This is a genomic window from Edaphobacter lichenicola (genome assembly GCF_014201315.1).
Taxonomy (GTDB): domain Bacteria; phylum Acidobacteriota; class Terriglobia; order Terriglobales; family Acidobacteriaceae; genus Edaphobacter; species Edaphobacter lichenicola_B.
Window position 1 is genome coordinate 537,689 of sequence record NZ_JACHDY010000001.1, and the last position, 19,042, is coordinate 556,730.

Genomic DNA, 19,042 nt, shown 5'->3' on the forward strand with positions numbered 1-19,042 from the left:
GGACGTGCCTGGTCAGGGAGCAGATTGGACTGCGGGGCGATGATACTTAGCGGTTAGGAGCCGGGTCACAGGCCTCTCGACGTAGAGATAGCAGAGGGGGCCGATGAGAGCGACGGACAGAAAGGCGAGGACCACATTCGTGTCGGGGCCTAGACGCGCGAGATGGGGATAGAGGCGATCGTATCCGTAGAAGACGAGGAGCGTGACGAGGTAGATGGAGTAGGACGCGTCGCCGAGGAAGACGCCGAGACGCCCGATGGGGGACGTGATCTGCGTGAAGCGGAAGACGAGGCCTGCGGTGATCATGGCGGCGGGAATGCCCCAGAGAAAGATGCGATACCAGCTGAGGGCTCCGTTGAGGACATATCTGGCGTCGCCGAGGTTGTAGTCGCCGAAGAAGAGGGTGGAGAGAAGCCATAGCGACCCGGTGGCGAGCAGCACAGTGCCGAGGGCGTGGCGCTTGCCGAAACGCGCGTAGGCCAGGCCGATGAGACAGCCGAAGATGAACTCGATGTTGAGGGGATTGGCCACCAGAATGAGCACGGGCTGGTGGAAGCCGAGCAGGCCGCCGACAACGATGAAGGCAAGGATGGTGAGGATGGTTCGTTCGACGACACGTGCGGCGCCGAAGAAGAGATTGAGAGTGAGAGTGTAGTAGAAGAACATCTCGAAGATGAGCGTCCAGCCGATGAAGATGAGCGGCGGCGGCATGGGAAAGCGCAGCGAGGGAAGCAGGAGGTAGGAGTTGAGGAGCCAGGCAGTGGTTAGATGGTGTAGCTTCCACTGAATCAGAACAAAGAAGAAGGAGAGGATCCAGTAGATGGGAAAGATGCGGATGAAGCGGCGAAGGAGAAAGTCGATTGCGCCGTGGGGCAGGCTGGGATGAGTGGGGCGGACGCTCATGGCGACGGTGGAGAGGATGAATCCGCTGATCGTAAAGAATATGTCGACGCCGCAGGCGCCAAAGTTGGTGAGGTTGAAGAAGTGACTTTGGCGGGAGACTGCGTGCCCTGAGACGACAAAGAGGGAGTGGACGTAGACGACGAGCAGGGCCGCGATCGCGCGAAGGATCTGGATCGAGTCGTGTCTTTTCATCGAGAGAGGGAGACCGGCTTCAAGGTCAGTGGGGTCGCCCTGGAGTGTCTTTTCGAAGGTAGATGCGGTATCCGCGTTCGTGCTGCGCATCGCCGCCACGTTGTATGGAAAGAACGTAGTTTTCGTCCAGGAGGTCGGTGAACCGCGGCCAGAACTGCAGTTTCTCGTAGCCATGAGCACCGTAGGTCGGCCACTGTTCATTGGTCAAGACGATGATCCGAGGATTGGATTTCTTCAACTGTGCCAGGAAGTCGTCTCTCAGATGTTCTACCCGCGCATCGTTGCGGTCGAGGAAGAAGACGGTGTCGTTGACGTAGCCTGTGGCCATGGTGATGTTCATTTGAAGCAGGACGTTGAGACAGCCGCTGGTCACGTCAAGACACTGCACCTCACCTGGCGCATCCGAAGCATGCAGGGCGACCAGGTCACTCTGAAGCGCTCCTTCGTTCCACCTGTCCCACCGGGCTGGACGTGAGAGACGGGGGTAGAGTGCGGCGGAGAACAAGACCAGAGCAAGAGCCAACCATTTGTAGGTTGCTGAACTTTGCCTGATCGTCGCTACAAGCACCCAGCCGGCCCAGAGAAAGAAGAAAAAATAGAAGGGCGTGCGGTGATATAGGAAGCCTTTGTGTTGCAGGAAGTACGATGCAGCGCCCAGTGCGGAGGCGAGGAGTAAGACCTGCTGGTCAAGGTTGTTTCTGAGGGAGGGTTGCAGCGCGACGAGGAGCAGCGAGCCGATTGCCACCTCCGGTAGTACATGAATTGGATCGAAGATAGCCGGAAGCATCTTCCGGAAGCCCATGGAAGCTGTGGTCGCATAGACCGGAACCATGGTCCATTCGAGATGGAGAAAGGCGCCTAAAGCTTTTTCGTAGAGAAGATAGGCAAGGATCAATGCGATGCCGGCGGCGAACCCGGCGAGGAGATATCCCAGATAGGCGCGGAGTGGGAGCTGCCGCTTGCGGAGTGCCAGGACCGTTGGCAGGGCGAGGAGAAGAAAGACGCTGGCCGTAGGCTTGATCGTCGAAGCGAGCGCGACGGAGAGTCCGAAGAAGAGGATGAGGAGCGGCCGTTGTCGATGGAAGGATTCAAGTAAGAAGGCGACACCGGCCCCGAGCAGGCAGGTCATGAAGAAGTCTCGCTGGCCCAGGCCGATGATGCTGGCCCAGGTGCCGGTATGCTCCAGCACAAAGAAAGAGAAGCCGAAGACAGCGGCGAACCAGAGCTCTCGGCGGCGCGTGATGACGAGCATGGAGGCTAGAGCTACGACCAGGCCGCAGAGATCGAAGAGGCGGAATGCGAGATCGCCGGGGCCGAAGAGGTGCCTTTCGAGGCTGTAAAGAAGAAGCGATCCGGGAAACTGTACTTCGACGATGTCACGATAGAGACGCATCCCGTGCTCGCTCAGGTAGACCATGTAGAGCAGGATGGGGCTGTCGTGCACCATGGGCCAGTGGATGGAGTGAGCGATGGTGATGGTTACGAAGACCGCGAACCAGACGGTGAGGAGAGCGAACAAAATGCGCAAGGTCGACGGTTTGAGTGCCGGGGAAGAGATGCCGATATTGCGTTGCGTCAGGGCCGAGCCTCCGGATGGTGCTTCAGGAAGAAGTATAGAGTCTGGCTATAGGATTAGCCGAGAGAATCAATTCGGGAAGCGCGATGCAGGGGAGTATGGTTCAGGGCAAGCTTTTCGATGGACGGTGGCTATTCCTGCGCCGCCAACTCGCAGGTCTATCTTTACACTCTGGGAGCGAGAACGCGGAAGAACGTTCCAGAAGCCCTGAATACGTCCCTGTGTCTCAAGGAACTACATTGAAGAGAACTTTTCCAGTAAACTCTAAGCTCCCCATCCGGATGCGAAGCAGCGTCGTCTTTGCTCTGGGCTGAACAGGACCAGAGGAAGGCTACAGAGCACTCTTAACCGGGTATATCGAAGTCATGCGGGCCAAGTCGCCCACTACCGGTTCCAACGCCGTGCCACTTCTTTCAAAATCCACGTTCAACATCCAGTTGCCTTCCATCGTCGCAAAATGGACTTTGCCGTTCAACGAACTCATCACTGTTGAGAGCTGACTGGACAGCAGGGCCAACTCGTCGGTGGTCATTCCGAACTCTATCGCCTCGGAAAAGAGGTCCAGCCTGGATCGTCAGATTCGCTCGAAGCCAGTTGCTGTCCTCTACACTCTGGGCACGAAGATTTTCATATGGGATCTCCCAATCAGTTATCAAGCTATAGGTGGGACACGCTCATATTCCATCAACAGCTGCGTTGATTGAATGAATGGATATCTGTTACCTAGCCGGAGGCTGTGATAGGTTGCTGCTCCAACTATCCGGATTAAAACAAGTTGTTGATAAATGCTCGTGTGTCCTGGCAAAGTAACCAACTTTGATTACTACTTTGCATGCACATGTTCTGCTCAGATGAGTTACATTTTGCGTTTAACGTGCTAAATGAGTCGGCACGTTTTGTTGGCCTCCTGCCGGGGACGCGAAAGATCCCGCTGCAGTTGTGTTGTCTGGTTCGGCCTTGGTTGAAACTCGTTGGAAATTGGATTCATTCTCCTCGCTCACAACGAAACAACCACGGAGCTGGAGGTGAGTCGTGTCGCTGGTTATCTTTCTGCCCATTGGTCTGGCTAACTTATGTATTCGACGTCACTTTTCAAGCAGGGTTGAAGCAGCCGCCAGGTCTTTGCTCCTAGCAATGCTCTTTCTCTGCGTGTCCACTGCGGTGAATGAATCAGCGCTGGGCCAAGTCGCGACTCCGGTGAATGTACCTACCTGGCGATATGACAACACCGAGGCTGGAGCTAATACGCAGGAGACTTTACTTTCGCCTGCTAACGTGGTGAGTTCATCGTTTGGTCTACTCTTTTCAAGGTCGGTCGATGGTTATGTCTATGCCCAGCCCCTCTACATCAGTGGTCTTACGATGGGTGATGGGTTAGTACACAATGTTCTGTTTGTAGCGACAGAACATGATTCCGTATACGCTTTCGATGCTGACTCCAACGTCGGCGCGAATGCCCAGCCACTGTGGCAGATCAGCTTGCTCAACCCGGCTTATGGCGCCGCCCCCGGCGCAACCACCGTTCCCAGCGCGGATGTTAATACTAACGACCTTGTTCCTGAGATAGGGATCACCAGCACTCCTGCAATCAACGTCGCTGGTAATACGATGTACGTCATTGCCAAAACGAAGGAAAGTGGAGGGTATGTCCAGCGGCTGCATGCGATCAACATAATAACTGGAGCAGAGCAGCCAAACAGCCCAACAATTATTCAAGCGACGGCGGCGGGCAAAGGAGCCGGAAGTTCGGGCGGCGTAATCGCGTTTAGTCCGTTATGGCAGCTGAACCGCGCTGCCTTGAGCTACTACAACGGCATAGTCTATGCGGGATTTGGCTCTCATGGCGATAACGGTCCATGGCACGGATGGTTGTTGGCATTTGATGGCACGACGTTGGCCCAGACGGGATCGATCTGTTTGTCGCCTAGCGGTTCCGGAGCCGGCGTCTGGGAGTCCGGTGCCGGAATGCCAATCGACAATGGAGGGACTGCCGGACGGATGTTCTTTTCTACAGGTAATGGGTTGAACACTCTTTACCCTCCGTTCAATCCGAGTGTGAATCTCGGAGACAGCGTTGTGGAAGTGAGTCTTGCGAGTGGCAGTCTTGCTGTGACCGATGCCTTCACTACTTTTAACCAGGCTGCATTATCCGGAGCAGATCGCGATCTGGGTTCCGGCGGGGTTCTACTATTGCCCGACCAGACAGGTTCAATTCCGCACATCCTGATACAGGCCGGAAAAGAAGGACGCATCGTGGTCCTTGATCGAGATAATCTCGGAGGCTATCTACCGGGAGGTACATCGAACACAAACGCTTTGCAGGATATTCTCGGCGCAACTACTGGGATCTTCAGTACTCCCGCCTACTGGAACGGAAATGTCTATTTTTGGGGGAATGTAGACTATCCTAAAGCCTTCAGTCTAACGAGTGGTGTACTAGCATCGACTTATAGCAGCGAAGGTACAGTTAAATCTGGCTTTCCGGGGGGAAGCTTCGTCATATCTTCAAATGGCACATCGAACGGTATAGCGTGGGCCGTCAGGCAGGGCAACGCAACTTCTCCCGAGTTACTCTACGCCTTTGACGCCACGAACCTATCGAGGATTCTGTATGAAAGCGATAAGCAAACGCGCGATAACGCTGGCCTGGCGAATAAATTCGTTGTGCCAGTGGTTACAAACGGCAAGGTATATTTAGGCGCACGATACCAAGTCGATGTGTTTGGCCTGCTAAACGGCGAACCGGTTGCCGCAGCGCCAACGGTTACGCCCAACGGGGGTGTATTCGATCCTCCCCAACTTGTATCGCTCAGCACGCTAACACCTTCCGCGAATATCTACTACACACTGGATGGAACAGTTCCTACGACTGCGTCAAATGTCTACACGTCGCCAATCTCCGTTACTATTGGCACAACGATCAGAGCCATGGCGAGTGCAACCAACTATCTTCAGAGCGCGCTAACCTCCGCGACGTTCAGCCCTTCGCCATTCACACCTTTGCCGGTATTCACACCAGCCGGGGGCACCTATGCATCAGCGCAGGAGGTTGTGTTATCAGATAAAGATACTTCGGCCGCTATCTACTACACGCTGGATGGCTCTACGCCTACAACCTCGTCCCCCGTCTACACGGGTGCGATACAGGTGCAAGCGAATACGACTGTTAGTGCTTTAGCTGTAGATCCGGCGCTAAAGACTAATCACGCTGTGACGGCAGCCTATGTTATTCAGAGCGGAGGTTCGAACATAGATTTTGGTAGCGGTTTTGCAATTCCGACTGGACTAACCTTCAATGGCACTGCGATTAATGCGAACGACACTAGCCTCCAACTCACAAACGGAGGTACTAACCAGGCGGCTAGCGCCTTCTACAACCAACCGATTGACGTTCGGGTTTTTACTACCGATTTCGTGTTCCAGCTCATCAATGCGTACGCAGACGGCTTCACGTTTACCATTCAGAATCAGCGTGCTACTGCGCTCGGCAGCGTGGGACCAGCATTAGGGTACGGCAGAGGCATACCAACCAGCGTCGCTGTCAAATTTGACTTTTACAACAACATTGGAGAAGGCAGCGACTCGACTGGCTTCTATACCAACGGAGCGATGCCCGAACTTCCTGCCGTCGATATGACCGCAAGCGGGGTGATTCTGAAGAGCGGCAACATCATCCAGGCTCACCTAACTTATGATGGCACTACTCTAACGCTGACACTTACTGACATCGTGGCCGCTAAGACATTTACGTACAGTCAGGCGATCAATATTCCTCAGATTGTTGGAGGCAATACCGCATATGTCGGTTTCACTGGCGGAGCAGGCACAATTACATCAACCCAGAAGATCCTGACCTGGACCTACAGCACCCCAGCGACCGCACCTGCGCCTGCACCACCGACCTTTAGTCCCGCGGGTGGCAGTTACCTGTCGACGCAGAGCGTTGTGCTTAGCGATACGAGCTCTGGTGCCGTGATTTACTACACGACGGACGGTACGACTCCAACTACATCTTCTGCCGTATACAGCAGCCCCATCGTGGTTAACGCCGCGACGACAACCATGCTCGAGGCAATAGCTGTAGCTCCCGGTGGTTCGCAAAGCGCAATCGCTACTGCAACCTATGTGATTTCCGCTGGTACTGCCACGCCGACGTTCTCGCCGGCGCCAGGCACATACACGAGTGCGCAAAGCATTACTCTTTCCGACGCTACACCGGGTAGCATCATCTACTACACAACGGACGGCACGTTACCAACCACGAGTTCTTCGGCGTATTCCGGTCCCATCCCGGTTGGGTCAACCGAAATGATACAAGCCATGGCGATTGCGCCAGGACTTTCAGCAAGCTCGGTGTCGAGTTGCGGATATACCATCAGTGCGGTAACTGAAGTGATCAATTTCCCAAGCGGTTTCGCCGGCGCAGGAAGCAGTTTCAGCTTCAATGGAGTTGGCACTCTAAATGGTTCGATGTTGCAGGTGATGACCGCAAGCCAGAAATCTTCGCGAAGTTCTATATGGTTTAACAGGGCGGTCAATACCGCTACATTTACGACTGATTTTGATTTTCAGATCCTCAACGGTGTAGCCGATGGTTGGACGTTCACCATCCAAAACAAAGGGCTCTCGGCTATTGGACCAACGGGAAGCGGTCTGGGCTACGGAGGAGGGACCGCTGGAATCGGAAATAGCCTGGCAATTAAGTTTGATATCCATAACAACTCTGGTGAGGGAACTAACTCAACCGGGTTCTATACAGGTGGGGCATTGCCAACGATACCCGCTATCGATCTGACACCTTCCAATATTGTCTTGATCAGCGGGCACGTTATACATTCGCATGTTACTTACGACGGCACAATTCTTACACTGCTGCTAACTGACGCTACAACATCTGCAAGCTTTACTGCGACGTATGCTGTGAATCTAGCCAGCGTAGTTGGTAGTACAGCTTACGTTGGTTTTACAGCAGGAACTGGTGCTTCAACAATGAACGTAAACATCCTTGACTGGACTTATCACAATTAGCAGATGCAGGCCCAGCGCTAGTCGTGATCGTGATCGCCGTGGCCCATGCTCCAGAGCAGCAATCTGTTCATCTTTCACACCGACGCTATGCGCCACCACTACGTTTTGCCGCCAGGCATAGAAGCAGTCCGACTGATTTGCGACGAGAAGAACGATCATTCGCTCGAGTGCCATGTCCAGCTCCATCGGCCGGAACAACTGCAACATGCATGTACTTGCTGAAATGCGGGTAAAGGGATTCAGCGTTCGTCAACGCACGGTACACATTGATTCGCAATCCCGCCGCCGCAAGTCGGTGAAAGGATATAAGCATCAGTTACGAGCCTCAAAGCTGCAAGCTCCCATTTTTACTTAAAATTAGGGACTAGCTCTACTTGAATGGACGACACGTATCTTCAAGTAAATCATGAACACCATGCTGCATTTAAGTTATTGATTCCAAAGCTCGATGCCTACAACAAACCCATCTGTTCTTTGAAATCTCTCAAGTAAAGTATGAATTGAGCCGTCATTTCAAGTAAATGATTGTCGCCGCGGCCAGCGACGGTGTAGTCATTCGGATCAGCGAGCAGCTGCAAGAGCTCGGGCAGGGGGTGATCGTGGCCGACGTCTGCGAACTGCGAGCCATATCGCACAGTGATCGCAAGAGCGATCAGGTCGATGCCGAGAAGTTAGCCCGCTACCCACAGCGTTTATGAGGACCGACGGGGAGCGTCTCTGATCCCTTGTGGCACGTGCGCGGAACAGTCCATTGCCAACTTGATGGGCGAACCGAACCGAACCGGCTCTCGGCTCGATAGCCAAGTAAAAGAGCGTTTGGCAAAAACAGAATCCCGGGAATTGCTTTTTTTGAATCGCTATACGTGTTGCAACACTCATATACGTGTTGTAACACTTAATGCTTGCCGGAAACCCGGGAGCGCAAAAGGAGAATCAAGATGAACGTCGTACTTTATGGAGCCACTGGGAACTCAGGCCAACGTATTTTGAAGGAACTTACCAATCGCGGGCATCATGTTACGGCGGTCGCCCGTGATACCTCGAAGATCCCCTCGACCGTAAAAGCTGTCAAGGACGACTTAAGCAGCGTAGAGGGGATCGCCTCCATCATCGCCAGTGCGGATGTTGTGGTCAGCGCCTACGCTCCCCCTCAAGACAATACCGACGCACTGCTCGGCGTCACCGAGCGGCAGATCGCTGCAGTGAAGAAAGCTGGCGCGGCGCGGTTGATCGTCGTCGGAGGTGCCGGACTGCTTGAGGTTGCGCCCGGCGTCACACTGATTGCCTCGGGTTATTTACCGGAAGCATACCTCCCCATAGCTAAGGCACACGAAAAGGCTCTCGGCATCCTCAAAGCGTCTGATATCAACTGGACCTACTTCAGCCCTGCCGGTTACTTCGAGGCGGGCGAGCGAACGGGCAAGTTCCGGCTGGGCACTACCAATCTGATCGCCAACGAGAAGGGGGACAGCCGCATTTCCTTTGAGGACTACGCCGTCGCCTTGGTAGATGAGATCGAGACACCGGCTCATGAGCGTGGCCAGTTGTCCATCGGCTACTAAGGGTAAGGTCACACTTCTGCTTGTGCTCGATTCGAGTGAGACTGCTTTGACTTCGGTTCGGTGTCGCAACCCGTCGGCAGCCTCACTCGCCTGTGAGCGGGATCGTCAACTTTGGGTGTAGCTCTGAAAGAATGACTTATGGCGACTACCAGCAAATCTCCTTTGGCCGTAACGCTGAAGCAGAACCGGCCTTTTGTCTCTTTGCAGCAGGAAGCATTCCTGAGCATCCTACGCACAGCCTCGGAGCTGTCGAACACTGCCGACAAATTACTGCGCCAATTCGACATCACCCAGCAGCAGTACAACGTTCTTCGCATTCTGCGGGGAGCTGGGACGGAGGGTCTTTGCAGGAACGAGATCTCTGCACGCATGGTAGCGGCGGCGCCTGATATGTCTCGCCTGTTGGACCGCATGGAGAAGTCCGGTTGGATCACTCGAGAGAGGGCTGAGGATGATCGGAGGCAGGTGTCGACCTTCATCACCGATTCAGGCAAAAAGCTGCTCACGATCATCGAGGGTCCAGTTCACGCACAGACTCATCGACTGTTTGAAGGTGTGAAGTCCACCGATCTCAAAATGCTGGTCGACGTGCTGGCACAAATCAGAAGCCGTCGTGCCGAACTCTCCTGAAAGAACAACCGAACCGGAACATTGGACTTACCTGCATGAAGAAAATTGCCTTTCTCTCGTTCGGCCATTGGACGGCTTCGCCGCAGTCACAAACGCAGTCGGCAGCTGATACGCTGCTGCAATCCATCGACCTCGCGGCGGAGGCCGAACGCCTGGGGATAGACGGAGCCTACTTCCGTGTTCATCACTTCGCCCGACAACTAGCATCACCATTCCCGTTGCTCGCGGCAGTCGGTGCTAAAACGCGAAAGATTGAAATTGGCACGGCAGTGATCGACATGCGGTATGAGAATCCGCATTACATGGCGGAGGATGCCGGCGCTGCGGACCTCATCGCCGGCGGCCGCCTGCAGTTGGGAATCAGCCGCGGTTCGCCCGAGCAAGTGATCGATGGGTGGAGCTATTTTGGCTATACCCCGCGTGAAGGCGAGAGCGATGCAGACATGGGCCGACGCCACGCCAAAGAGTTTTTCGAACTGCTACGCGGCAAGGGATTCGCTCAACCGAACCCGCGTCCGATGTTTCCCAATCCACCGGGGCTGTTGCGTCTCGAGCCCTTCTCCGAAGGACTGCGTGATCGGATCTGGTGGGGTGCGGGTTCCAATGCGACCGCTGTCTGGGCCGCCAGGCTTGGAATGAACCTGCAATCTTCGACCCTCAAATTCGATGAGACCGGTGAGCCGTTCCATATCCAACAAGCCGCCCAGATTCGCGCCTTTCGCGCCGCCTGGAAAGAGGCTGGCCACTCTCGCACTCCGCGCGTTTCCGTCAGCCGCAGTATCTTCGCGTTGATCGACGACCGTGATCGCGCCTATTTCGGACGAGGAGGTCAGGAACAGGACAAGGTCGGATTCATTGACGGAAACAGACAGGCCGTCTTCGGTCGTGGCTACGCTGCAGAACCGGATGTTCTCATTGAGGAGCTTAGGAAAGACGAGGCGATCACCGAGGCCGATACGCTACTGCTGACGGTTCCAAATCAACTCGGTGTCGCCTACAACGCGCACGTTCTGGAAGCCATTCTGACTACTGTCGCCCCAGCTCTCGGTTGGCGATAAGTCGCCGAGACGAATAAACCCCGTTTACAGACAGCTGCATGAGGCACTTGTCCGGGATGCCGACTACACGTCCATGTGGCTCGCGTTCCGTTGTCGGTGAGTGATTTGGCGATGATGCACTCTTTGAGAAGGCTTAATGTGCCAATTGACGGCAATCACTGTGCAACAAAGCCGCCTCCAGCTCAAAGAATCGGTGGAACCTAGCTAGGGTCTCTCTTCATTGCCCGACTCGCCACGGGGAGGTTGTTTTCCAAGTCACGAGTTCCTTCGTCGCCCAATCCGTCGATTTGCCTGTATGGCAGGATGTGCAAGGGTTAGACGTTTCGACCTCGCTTTTCATAGCCGAGCTTCTGACTGTTCGTGTTCACCTTCGGCGTGAAGTACGTGTCTTGCTGTGCCTTGATGAGGGCAAGAGAGTGGCCTAAGCGTTTGTTCTCGACGATCGCGGTATGGCTGACTCTCTGATCCTTGCTGAAGACGCGATAGGGAAGCAAGAGGCCCTTGGTGCGGACTTCCAAGCGGCCATATGGGAAGTCGTAAACGTCAACATACTTGCCCTCAAGTCCTTCGGAGAGAGAATTTCGCTCCAGGATGATCCGCTTACCGGCCCGAACTTCCGCCAAAACCTGTATCCGTTTTACATCCCGCTCATTGAAATAAGTCCCATCCCGTTAGTGTCGTTTCTAATGGGCGTAACCATGTCATTTCTAAAGAGCGTCTACATTAGAACTATACATAATATGTGTTATCGGACATACATGCAGTCTCCTGCTAGCCTGCGGCGGCACGGGTGTCGGATACAGAAGTCATTGAGACTGAACACAAGTGCCTGAGACTGAGTCGGGGGGATATCACTACTATCTCCTCGGCCGTCCTAGGATCGCCTGATTCAACGCACGAGTGATTCGTGGAGGCAACGGATTATCTCTTTTCCGTCTTCATATGCTTGCACCACCTCGGTCCAAGTAGCCGTCCCAATAGTCGCAGAGTGTGCGAAACCATGCCGCCAGAGAATGATGTTCTTGTAAGACGCTCGAATATCTCGACGCTGTGTTCGCAGTGTCGTCCTAGCAGTTTGGTCAATCTTTTTATCAAATCTCTCTTTGTATTTCAGTCCCAGCGGAAAAATGTAGTTCGGCTTGAGAGAGTCCAACTGAATTCTGCCGTTCATCCTCTCACAGCTGTGCCGAATAAAACTTCCCAACACCTGATGTTTTTTATCTGCAAAGGTCGTGAGAATCTCTTTGATCGCCATCTCAAATACTGTTACGCATGCGACAGCGACAAAGCCGACATATTTCGCTTCGAGAAGAGGATCCAAAGTAGGACCACGAAGACTCCCAAGGTGGGCGATGATTCTGTCAGCATGCACAAAGTGGGATTGATAAGCCATCTACTTCTCCATGAACACTTTGCGAACGAGCGCAAACCGATCTTGGAGAACCTTGGCATCACTCGAGCCCGGCCGCGTCCATGCTTCAAAGTCATTTGATTTCAAGAGCCGTTGTCTTTTCCCTTCTAGTCCATGTTTTGGCAATTTAGCGTAATTCTCAATAAGGATCGCGGTTATCGAATCAAGCGCTGCGATGTTTATAGGCCCTCGTATATGAAACGGGCGCTCACCCATTTGCTCTACGATCAGTTTGGTAACTTTTGGGAAAATACTCTGAAAATCAATGGCCTTTTGAGTTCGCCCCTTCCGATTAGTGCTCATTGCCTTGTTTAGGAATTCTTTCATCGGCTTTTCATATTTGTCTGCCGAGCCAACTAGTGCAAATACCCGAAGAAGGAACTCGACATCCCTTTGGCGTCTATCAATAGATTTTCTACCTAGAATCTTGCGCCAGTTCTCATCACGATTGAGACGCTTCAGGATCTTGGTGAGTTCTCCCCTGAAAACTACGTTTCTAATCTCTTGTGGTCGTAGTGGCGTTCCGCCTGTATTTAAGCGTTCGAAGATGTGATACGCGCTAGTTCCCTCACCTTGTGGGCTGAGTTGTCTGATGTTCACTGCTCTCAGAACTGTTTGCTTGAGCTTTCTCTGGTCGGCTTCGTCAAGATCAACGAATCGCTTATTTACGTAAGGGTTTTTGTCTCCAATGCCTCGCAGGCGAAAGACAGAACGCTTTCCGTGGGTGCTTTCTCGACCGAAATATCCTTCCATGAAAAAGACAACACTGAGTATTCGCTGTTGCCCATCGATGACAAGGTTTTTGTTTTCCTCATCGATGTAGAAGAATACTGACGGCACTGGAAGCCCACACAGGAAAGAATCGATGAGAAGGGATGATTGTTGTATAGTCCAGACAAACTCTCGTTGGAACTCGGGGATAACGATGTCACCGTTGTTCCACATCTCATTAATGCCGGAGAGGGTGTAATCGGACGGATACGTGGCGATGTCGTAGGACATCGGTACAGCTTCCTCATCAATCGATTCGTCATCTTCCGTGATTAGATCTTCCGGATCTTCAGCCACAATGCCTCTCCAAAGGAATTCTAAGTAGCACAATGTTTTGATCTTAGCCGATTAGACGGGGAAAAGCTGTTGTCTAGACGGATGCCGTTGCTTCCTAACGAGCGGCTTTGCGTAACAACAACCCTAGCATGGTGGACCTAGGAATAAGGCACAGCTACGCGTTGCGGCACAGTTGGCCGAGGCCACGCGGATCTCGAGTAATCACTTGTGCTCACCTATACAGAGAGAGATCCACCTCAATTTGTAGTTGTGTCCGACATGCCAGCCCAAACCGTGGCAGCATTTGTAAGAGTCGATGAGATCGGGCCTACGCGCACCAGGTGCCCCCTTGAGCCGTTCGACCTCCTGCTCGGCCAGCTCCCGCGTGCCCCACGCGATCTTGGAACAGGTTTCACAGTAATTCCCTTGAGCCTCCGGCGATCGTCGAGTCCGGCGACGCTTGCCCCGCTTTCGTGACATGCTAATTGCCTCCTGCCTGAGTCTCGGAAGCGATTTCGGTGACTGCCCGTGCTGGGGGGTTCTTCGTCAGAGCCTTAATCCGATAGGTTCCAGTGTCGATTTCGTGCCAGGCGTATCCCGCCATGACGACCTCATTAAACCAACGAACCGAGATCGCATTCCGATTGAGTGCCGGATACGACACCTCCGCCGTCCTAGCGCAATCGACAAATCGCGTCGGCCATTCCTCTGTTAGCCAAATTGCAGCTTCCAAGGCCAATACTCGTGCATGGACAGCAAGCTCTTCGAAGTGCAGCATTTCTGCATCTGGTTCATAGGGAAGCGGGACATCAACGCGAGGCAGGCCTGAGCGATCAGCTATGACCTGCCGGAACCGCTCGAGCCCAAGGTTCTGGCCCACAATCAGGCTGACTATGTGTCGCAGCACGGCAAAGTAGTCCGCAGTTCCCTTCTCCGCCGACTCTAGCTTCAGGGTCAAGGCTTCCTGGCGTTGGACAAGCGAGTCGTCTGCTACTACTGCCAGCGCATGTCTCAGATCAAATTGGCAATTACGGCAGCGCTCCATCCGGAGCAGATATTCCATGCGTGGGTCGTCCCGAAGCCCCCACAGGCCCTGGACCGATGCATGGATCGATGCTCGACATTCCGGACAGCGGTCCACGAGCAGGACACGATGCACTGGGCAACAGCAGATGAAGGCAATCCGCCATTGCCAACGGAAATAAGGCTCGCTGGAGTTCAGGCAAAGTGGGCAAAACTGAAAGCCGGCGATGGCACCGCTCCGGTGAGATCTCCCGATGGGGATCAGCCATGGCCACTCTGGCGTATTGATCCTCAGTCTGTCACTGTGCAGGGCGGACATTCGGCGTCTGAGCAGGGTGGCACGGCCGGCGATGGGATCTGTCCCAGTCACCTTGCATACGCTTCTGACCAGAATGTCGGATGCAACCCGATCGATGTCGCTGTTATGAAGGTGCCGAGCTAGACCCAGGATCTGGAGGAAGTCACAGAACTGCATACAATATGTACAGCCTAGACGGATCAACCAGGACGAGAATAGCTCATCCGGCAGCGGCTTGGGCCGACATGGCAAAAGATACATGGTCAGATCACCGCCATTGCATGTTTCCTGCGCGCTGAAGGTGGAATCCAGTGCAGCCGGTCCAGGACTGCATCGCAGATCCGCTCCTCGCCCCCAAGGATCGCCTCAGCCATAGCGCGTTGTATCAGGGTCGATAGCTCTCCTACTGTTCCCTCCGACATCGAGTGCAGACGTTGAGCGAGTCGAGGATCCGCTAAATCGGACGGTTTTTGCAACGGCAATTCCATCTCGAATGTGGCCAAAAATCTGCGCCACTCATTCGTGCATTTCCAGCGCGGGATCTCGAGCGGTTGGAACCGGTTTTCAATCTGGCTGTCACTCTGAACAGCGCAGAGAGCTTGGCGCGTTCCCGCCCCGATCATTGGGACCAACAACTCATTACCGATGTACTTCAGCGTGTTAAGGAAGGCATGATGCTTCTTGGTGCTTCCAGACAGGATGTGGTGAATTTCGTCGATCACCAACATCTTCAGCCCGACCCGTGGAAGCAGATTCCTTACCTGGTAGAAAAGCTCGCTGGTTCGAAAGGAGCGCCGGTGGAAAACACCGATGGCGTCCAGGAGAGCCGCGTAAAACCTTTGCTCATCAGGTAGAGGCGGTGCCTGGACATAGACGATGGGAATGATAGCCGCTTCCTGGTGTGGATCATTACTGGAAGGGTGGAGCGACATGAAATGACGAATGATCGCGGTCTTCCCGTTGTTTGTTTCGCCGACCAGTAGCCGGTTTGGCATCCTGTGAACTTTTGGGTGGGTCAGCAGGGAGTTCAGCTCTGCAATGATCTGTTCAGCTGCCGGGTAGCACACAAATCGATCATGAAGGGAGTACCGGCTTCTCGCGATATCGGACAAATCAAGAGCTGTGCGGGCGTGCTCGGTTAGCTGGGTCATAGCTGCTCCACTCGGAACGGAGAGACTGGACTATCGTCGAAGGGCTCAACTGAGCCGGCGGAGAAATCCTGGGCTTCTGAGATCTCCCGGGCTTCTGGTTCTTGCACTGTCTCTTCCGGCTTCGAAGATCCCGCGCGTTTTCGTTCCAGCAGCAATCGGCGCTTAACTGCCTTCGTCTGTTTGACTGCGCTGCGCGCCTGCTCCATAAGCTCCAAGTGTTTGTGGAACAGTAGGTTCTCGTCGATGTACCGCCGACCTTCTGTCACAAGCTTCCTATTCGCCTCGCGCAGTTCCCAGATGCTCATCGGCCCCCGCGACGTGTCTAAGTAGGGGATTTCTTGATATTCATTGTCTTCAGGATTTAGAAAGAACACCCGGCTGATATCGCGGGGGTCACGTGCAAAGCTGAACTGCCGGGAGCGGGTCTTCCCTTCCTCGCGGCTACCAATAAACCTGTTTAGTTCAGGCCCGTAGTAGCGGATGTAGTCGATTTCTACGCCGGTCCGTTGAATAGTTCGATACACAACGGGCATGAAGTCTTTCTGGAGGCGATCTATATCAAAGAGGACTGGTGGCAACGGGCGGCCGTTGGGCTCCATGAATCCCTCCGTAAAGCGTTTGAGGGGGGACTTCTGAATGCCACGATGAAATTGATTGTGGTAGATCTCCACAATCCACTTTCCAATCGCCTGTTCAAGTTCGCCCAACGTAAAACAGGCCTTCGCCGCGGAAGGGTATTCTCCCTTGTCTGGAACGCTGGAGAAGGTCGTCCCCGGGAGTTTGTGAAGCCAATCGTTCAAAGTTCGATAGAAACGCTCCACGTGACCGCCAAAGTGGGGCTGGCCCACCGGTCGGAAGTTGAGTTCGATTCCGTACCGTTCGCATGCGCGCCTGAGCATGTCCCCTCGAAACTCCTTAGCATTGTCAACGTGAATGCAATCCATCCGTCCCCAGCACGGCCAATCACCCTCGATGCCGCGCTCCGCAAGCCATGTATCTTTGCGCATCATGGAATGGGCGATGCATAAGCCGGTAGAAATAGCACCAACTGGGTCAAGTGATATGTAAAAGCCCATGACCATCCGACTGTAGACGTCGAATCCCAGAGTGATCCACGGCCTACAAGTGGCCCCGCGATCAATATCATCGACGAGAATGACGTCGAGTTTCGTGTGATCGATCTCAACGATCGAGAGAGGGTACGTCGCGCCTTCAAACTTGGTCGGTCGAGGCCGAAAGCGCTCAGCAGCCTTCTTCCCTTTCCTTTTCCGGGCGACAACCTCCGCAGAGACCTGATGAACACGGCTTGCAATCGTGTTCACATGGGGCGCTGGTAGTCCCGCAACGTCGCAGGCTCGTCGGACCTCCCTCGCCACATCTTTGATCTTAAGCTTCTGCTTATTAAGGTAGTGGCATTCTATCGAGCTTGTAATTAGCTCATCAACGTCAGGACGAAGACGACTCTTGCCCCGCCCGCCGTCGGATTTCAAAGGCACCAGGGCCTCTTCCCGGCCATGCAGGTCCCATGCTGCGAGGCGGCGGTAGATTGTCGAGGGGTGAATTTTATATTCCGCGGCCCTGTTCAGAACTAAGTCACGTGATCGGTCAGCGGGATTGCGAAGAGGGCGAATACACTCCATCCACTTCCCTGCCTGAGTTTGGTCGCGTCCCCCGAGCGGTAAGGCCATCTGGCGACCATGCTCTTCTACTATTAGCGGCGGTTTCAGGTCGGCTATCGGTACCATGCACTTTTCCCGCCGATCTGCGGAACGAACGCAAGCCCGGTCAGTCCCGAAAGTTGCAATCAGCTCCCAGTTCCGGTCTTTGTAACCAACAACGGAGCCGGGATAGAGATTCAAGACGGGCATAGCATCACCTCACCCAAATGGTCGTTTCGGGCCCAAAAGGCATCTCGAAATCCGAAGAAATCATGCGCTTCGCGATGGCACTCCAGATGACTTGCCTTGGGTCGACCGTGTGGTAATTCCACGTTTGGCTAGTGAGGAAAGCCCTAACGGTGGTTCGCCCTGCCGACCGGAGCGCAGCCACAACCTCGTCGAGCATGGCTGCCGACAGGTCAGAATTCAAGAATGGGCGCACGAACTTCGCATTTGTAAGCGGGATACACGACAGGCACGCTTCGCTGACGATATGGAACTGGGAATTCCGTCTGGTTGCCTCACGAAACCCGGCGCGCAGTTTCTGCCTGATCTTCGGCCAGTTCTCTGCTAGGTCACTACGGTACTTGGTTTCCACAATCCAGGGGCGCGTGACGTCTCTTCCCAAGAAGCGGCCGCTCGTGAACTCGATGTGGAAGTCGGGGACATAAACCTGATCGACACCAGTTTCGTCGATAAATCGGATCTTCATAGGCTGCTCCGAGAACCATCGAACAGCTGGGTGCATATCCAGGAGCAATATGAAGTCGCGCTCGAGGATCGAATCGAATTGAACGAGCCTCTTAAGTCGAAGGCTATAAAACAGCCCAGTGACGTTTTGGTAGCTCTTCTTGAGTTTTCTGACAGGCATCTATTTTTCCCTACCAACCGTTTATGACGGTTTACATTCGGCTATGCCAAGCAGGATGTACTCCTTATAAATATCCTGTCAAGTGTCCTATTTACTGATAGTTACACCGCTTTTGCGATTTGACAGGGGCTGAGATTTGCCTCACCTGACTTAATGTCAGGTTGAAGGCCGCAAAATTGCGGGCTGTCAGCTTCTGTTGTAGTTAATCATGTCCTCCACGACGTGTAACTTTTCTTAAACTATTTGATTAGCCAGCCTCTTGACTTCCACGAAGGATTGATTAACCTTATTGCTGTATGAGCCGTCAAGAGGTTCGACACGCCATCGATCAGTGGGAACAAGACCTTCTTAGTAGGAGGTCAGGGCTGAGCGCCCAGATGAGACACCTTCAGGAGGAGCTGGCCAGTATCGAGCGCGTACTCATTGATCTGGTCAAGCTACGTGGGGAGGTAGAAATCGTAGCTTGCGATTCGGAACCGCCAGATCCTCCCATTCCAAGCCTTACAGAGCATGTTCGAAGACTGGTAGCGGTGACCACGATCCCTCTGCTGGCAACACAGATTCGGGACTCGTGCGAAGCAGTTGGTATTCAGGCGTCTTCCCGGAAGAACCTTCTTATTCAGGTTCACACTGC

The 19,042-nt window shown here is 53.9% G+C and carries 15 protein-coding genes and 1 pseudogene; 5 read left to right on the forward strand and 11 right to left on the reverse strand.

Annotation, left to right across the window (positions count from 1 at the left end):
• Window positions 1-12: 12 nt before the first annotated feature.
• The 3 genes from HDF09_RS02270 to HDF09_RS02280 all read right to left on the reverse strand — a co-directional run bounded on the left by HDF09_RS02270 (window position 13) and on the right by HDF09_RS02280 (window position 3,203).
• Entirely contained in the window at window positions 13-1,185 is a 1,173-nt protein-coding gene (locus HDF09_RS02270) for an acyltransferase family protein (RefSeq protein WP_183760847.1), read from the reverse strand.
• On the reverse strand, window positions 1,121-2,623 hold the full coding sequence (locus tag HDF09_RS02275; RefSeq protein ID WP_183760850.1) for a glycosyltransferase family 87 protein: 1,503 nt from the start codon (window positions 2,621-2,623) through the stop codon (window positions 1,121-1,123). Before HDF09_RS02275 ends, HDF09_RS02270 begins: the two co-directional genes overlap by 65 nt.
• A 379-nt stretch (window positions 2,624-3,002) precedes the next feature.
• Window positions 3,003-3,203 (reverse strand): hypothetical protein, encoded by a 201-nt coding sequence (locus tag HDF09_RS02280; protein WP_183760854.1) that lies wholly within the window; start codon window positions 3,201-3,203, stop codon window positions 3,003-3,005.
• 500 nt (window positions 3,204-3,703) lie between these two features.
• On the opposite strand from HDF09_RS02280, the gene HDF09_RS02285 reads away from it, so the two are divergent.
• The 5 genes from HDF09_RS02285 to HDF09_RS02305 all read left to right on the forward strand — a co-directional run bounded on the left by HDF09_RS02285 (window position 3,704) and on the right by HDF09_RS02305 (window position 10,949).
• Window positions 3,704-7,699, forward strand: coding sequence for a chitobiase/beta-hexosaminidase C-terminal domain-containing protein (locus HDF09_RS02285; RefSeq protein WP_183760857.1), 3,996 nt, complete (start codon window positions 3,704-3,706; stop codon window positions 7,697-7,699).
• Between the two features lie 521 nt (window positions 7,700-8,220).
• Complete coding sequence (locus tag HDF09_RS02290) at window positions 8,221-8,397, forward strand: hypothetical protein (RefSeq protein WP_183760860.1); 177 nt, start codon at window positions 8,221-8,223, stop codon at window positions 8,395-8,397.
• Window positions 8,398-8,637: 240 nt separating this feature from the next.
• Window positions 8,638-9,261 (forward strand): NAD(P)-dependent oxidoreductase, encoded by a 624-nt coding sequence (locus tag HDF09_RS02295; protein ID WP_183760862.1) that lies wholly within the window; start codon window positions 8,638-8,640, stop codon window positions 9,259-9,261.
• A 138-nt stretch (window positions 9,262-9,399) separates the two neighbouring features.
• Complete coding sequence (locus HDF09_RS02300; RefSeq protein ID WP_183760865.1) at window positions 9,400-9,891, forward strand: MarR family winged helix-turn-helix transcriptional regulator; 492 nt, start codon at window positions 9,400-9,402, stop codon at window positions 9,889-9,891.
• Between the two features lie 35 nt (window positions 9,892-9,926).
• Window positions 9,927-10,949 carry an LLM class flavin-dependent oxidoreductase gene (locus HDF09_RS02305; RefSeq protein WP_183760868.1) on the forward strand — a complete coding sequence of 341 codons (1,023 nt, stop codon included), beginning with the start codon at window positions 9,927-9,929 and terminating at the stop codon, window positions 10,947-10,949.
• Between the two features lie 314 nt (window positions 10,950-11,263).
• Here the strand turns inward: HDF09_RS02305 and HDF09_RS02310 are convergent, their stop codons facing one another.
• The 8 genes and pseudogenes from HDF09_RS02310 to HDF09_RS02340 all read right to left on the reverse strand — a co-directional run bounded on the left by HDF09_RS02310 (window position 11,264) and on the right by HDF09_RS02340 (window position 18,408).
• Entirely contained in the window at window positions 11,264-11,572 is a 309-nt protein-coding gene (locus HDF09_RS02310; RefSeq protein ID WP_183760871.1) for a hypothetical protein, read from the reverse strand.
• A 266-nt stretch (window positions 11,573-11,838) separates the two neighbouring features.
• The gene (locus HDF09_RS02315) at window positions 11,839-12,342 is read right to left on the reverse strand and encodes a HEPN domain-containing protein (protein ID WP_183760874.1); all 504 of its coding nucleotides are present in this window, start codon (window positions 12,340-12,342) and stop codon (window positions 11,839-11,841) included.
• Window positions 12,343-13,428 (reverse strand): DUF262 domain-containing protein, encoded by a 1,086-nt coding sequence (locus tag HDF09_RS02320; protein ID WP_311718430.1) that lies wholly within the window; start codon window positions 13,426-13,428, stop codon window positions 12,343-12,345. It abuts the gene before it with no gap.
• 460 nt (window positions 13,429-13,888) lie between these two features.
• Window positions 13,889-14,470 (reverse strand): hypothetical protein, encoded by a 582-nt coding sequence (locus HDF09_RS20595; RefSeq protein WP_260180876.1) that lies wholly within the window; start codon window positions 14,468-14,470, stop codon window positions 13,889-13,891.
• A 90-nt stretch (window positions 14,471-14,560) separates the two neighbouring features.
• Window positions 14,561-14,989, reverse strand: a pseudogene (locus HDF09_RS21230) (TniQ family protein); the annotation flags it as partial.
• 2 nt (window positions 14,990-14,991) lie between these two features.
• Window positions 14,992-15,879 (reverse strand): TniB family NTP-binding protein, encoded by an 888-nt coding sequence (locus tag HDF09_RS02330; protein WP_183760880.1) that lies wholly within the window; start codon window positions 15,877-15,879, stop codon window positions 14,992-14,994.
• Window positions 15,876-17,747 carry a Mu transposase C-terminal domain-containing protein gene (locus HDF09_RS02335; protein ID WP_183760883.1) on the reverse strand — a complete coding sequence of 624 codons (1,872 nt, stop codon included), beginning with the start codon at window positions 17,745-17,747 and terminating at the stop codon, window positions 15,876-15,878. Before HDF09_RS02335 ends, HDF09_RS02330 begins: the two co-directional genes overlap by 4 nt.
• A 4-nt stretch (window positions 17,748-17,751) precedes the next feature.
• Window positions 17,752-18,408 carry a TnsA endonuclease N-terminal domain-containing protein gene (locus HDF09_RS02340; RefSeq protein ID WP_311718432.1) on the reverse strand — a complete coding sequence of 219 codons (657 nt, stop codon included), beginning with the start codon at window positions 18,406-18,408 and terminating at the stop codon, window positions 17,752-17,754.
• Between the last annotated feature and the right edge of the window lie 634 nt (window positions 18,409-19,042).

Bases quoted from the DNA above. Each gene is read 5' to 3' on its own strand.
- HDF09_RS02270 (WP_183760847.1), bottom strand. From the start codon at position 1,185: ATGCGCAGCACGAACGCGGATACCGCATCTACCTTCGAAAAGACACTC.
- HDF09_RS02280 (WP_183760854.1), bottom strand. From the start codon at position 3,203: ATGACCACCGACGAGTTGGCCCTGCTGTCCAGTCAGCTCTCAACAGTG.
- HDF09_RS02290 (WP_183760860.1), top strand. From the start codon at position 8,221: ATGATTGTCGCCGCGGCCAGCGACGGTGTAGTCATTCGGATCAGCGAG.
- HDF09_RS02295 (WP_183760862.1), top strand. From the start codon at position 8,638: ATGAACGTCGTACTTTATGGAGCCACTGGGAACTCAGGCCAACGTATT.
- HDF09_RS02300 (WP_183760865.1), top strand. From the start codon at position 9,400: ATGGCGACTACCAGCAAATCTCCTTTGGCCGTAACGCTGAAGCAGAAC.
- HDF09_RS02305 (WP_183760868.1), top strand. From the start codon at position 9,927: ATGAAGAAAATTGCCTTTCTCTCGTTCGGCCATTGGACGGCTTCGCCG.
- HDF09_RS02315 (WP_183760874.1), bottom strand. From the start codon at position 12,342: ATGGCTTATCAATCCCACTTTGTGCATGCTGACAGAATCATCGCCCAC.
- HDF09_RS20595 (WP_260180876.1), bottom strand. From the start codon at position 14,470: ATGGAATATCTGCTCCGGATGGAGCGCTGCCGTAATTGCCAATTTGAT.
- HDF09_RS02330 (WP_183760880.1), bottom strand. From the start codon at position 15,879: ATGACCCAGCTAACCGAGCACGCCCGCACAGCTCTTGATTTGTCCGAT.
- HDF09_RS02335 (WP_183760883.1), bottom strand. From the start codon at position 17,747: ATGCCCGTCTTGAATCTCTATCCCGGCTCCGTTGTTGGTTACAAAGAC.
- HDF09_RS02340 (WP_311718432.1), bottom strand. From the start codon at position 18,408: ATGCCTGTCAGAAAACTCAAGAAGAGCTACCAAAACGTCACTGGGCTG.